Origin of the sequence: Oceanobacter sp. 1_MG-2023, assembly GCF_030689025.1 — a bacterium.
Classification (GTDB): Bacteria; Pseudomonadota; Gammaproteobacteria; order Pseudomonadales; family Oceanobacteraceae; genus Oceanobacter.
Genome location: NZ_JAUYWA010000056.1, coordinates 1 through 2,073 on the forward strand (window position 1 = coordinate 1; position 2,073 = coordinate 2,073).

The following is a 2,073-nucleotide window of genomic DNA, read 5'->3' on the forward strand; positions in this document are numbered from 1 at the left end:
AGCGGCGCCGGGCAGGTGGTGTATACCGCCACAGCCACTGATACCGGCGATATCTCCGATGGCGTGACTTTCTCGCTCTCGGGCGATGATGCCGCCCTGTTCAGCATCAACAGCAGCACCGGCGAAGTGACCCTGTTGGCCGATCCCGACTACGAAACCCAATTCAGCTACAGCTTTACCGTCACCGCTACCGATGGAGCCGGTAACCATACCGACCAAGCGGTTACCCTTGATGTCAACGATCTGGACGAAATAGCCCCTACGGCATCACTGATCTTGTCAATGGCAACGGAAGAGGTGACAGCCAGTATCGATAAAGACAATCTGTCTCCGCAGCTGACAGCACTGGGCAACAGCGGCGGTTATGCCCTGGTTTGGTACGGTAGTGATGGGGAAGGTGACAACACTATTTTTGCAAGAAGTTATGATAACCAGGGACAGCCAGTAGGTTACCTTATCTCTCTGGAAGCAACTGATGTGAGTCATGGTGAGGATGTTGATCCGCAAATCATTGCTATTGATGACAGCGGCCGCTTTGCAGTGACCTGGCAAGGAGATAACGGCAGTGGTACGTCATCCATTTATGTCCAACAGTTCGAAGCCGATGGCAGCCTCAGTGGCAGTACGGTGGAATTGGATGCAGTGACGGGACAGTCTGAGTTCACACCGCAAATTACTGCGTTGGCGAGCGGTGATTATGTGGTGACCTGGTACGATACCACTGATGTCTACGTACAGGCATTTAATGCCGATGGTTCACTGAAGGGCACACTGACAACGTTGTCAGGTTCCTGGGTCAGCCTGCCACCACAAATCAGTACCAGTGCAGATGATGGTTCTTACGTGGTGGTGTGGAGCAGCTTTGACAGCGGCTTTGATCTGACCGTGTTTGTCCAGCGCTTTAATGCCGATGGCAGCCCCAATGGTAGCCCCCTGTCCCTCGAAGCGACGGGAGTCAGTGATGGGAATGATGGTTCTGCCGTCGCTATGGCATTTGAGAGTGGGGGCTTTGTGGTTGCCTGGGCCGGTGACGATGGTCTTGGTCTATCAATATATGTGCAAACCATTGCTGCCGATGGCAGCCTGATTGGTAGTGCTGTGAAACTGGATGCTCCAGGCTATCCGGAAGGTGAGGATGTGCAGCCCGCACTGGCTCTGCTGGGTGATACAGGAGCCTACGTAGTGACCTGGCGTGGCACCGATGCAGAAGGTGATACCTCGATTTTTGTTCAGCTGTTCAATGCCGATGGATCATTAGCTGGTGACATCGTGACACTGGAAGCCACCGGTAACACAACAGGTAACGATACTTATTCGGAAGTTGCCGCATTCGGTGACAGTGGCGCCTGGGCCATTGTTTGGCAAGGAGAGGATGAACAGGGGGATCAGTCTGTTTTTGTTCAAAGATTCAATGCCGATGGCAGTCTGAATGGAACAGCAATAACACTGGAATCGCCTGATAACAGCAGTGGCGATGATCGTCTGCCACAAATTGTAGCGACAGGCTCAGATGGTGCCTTTATTGTTACCTGGTACGGCATCGGTACTGATGGTTACTATCAGGTCTATAGTCAGCGATTTGATGCCAATGGTAGCGCTGTAGAAGTGGCTACAGAAAGCTATAGTCTCGGCGATATGGTGAGCCTGTACAGTAATGAAGCGGGCAGTGTCTATCTGGTTAGCAGCAGCATTAGCGTTAACGATATCAGTGATATTCTGACAGAAGACAGCAGCCTTTGGGTGTCGTCCAGCCTGGCAGCGGCTGGTAGCACAGAGGTGAATACTAGCGGCCTGCAATTGGGTGATTATTACGCTTACGCCGTTGATGAAGCAGGCAATATCAGTCTGGCTTCGGCCCGATATATCACGATTACAGATATGATAGCTCCAACCTTTACCTCCAGCGCCGCCGGTTACGTGGTGAGCTGGACTACCGCCGACGACGGCGACGGCAGCGGTATCGTTGGCCAACGCTACGACGCCAACGGCCAGACCGTGGGGGATGAATTCCAGATCAATACCACGGTGGCGGGAGACCAGAGCGAGTCCTCGGTAACAACCCTGCTTGACGGC

The 2,073-nt window shown here is 53.2% G+C and carries 1 protein-coding gene; it reads left to right on the top strand.

Annotated elements, in window-relative coordinates:
- On the top strand, positions 1–2,073 hold a 2,073-nt coding region (locus Q8W22_RS16585), incomplete at both ends, for a cadherin repeat domain-containing protein (protein ID WP_305453110.1).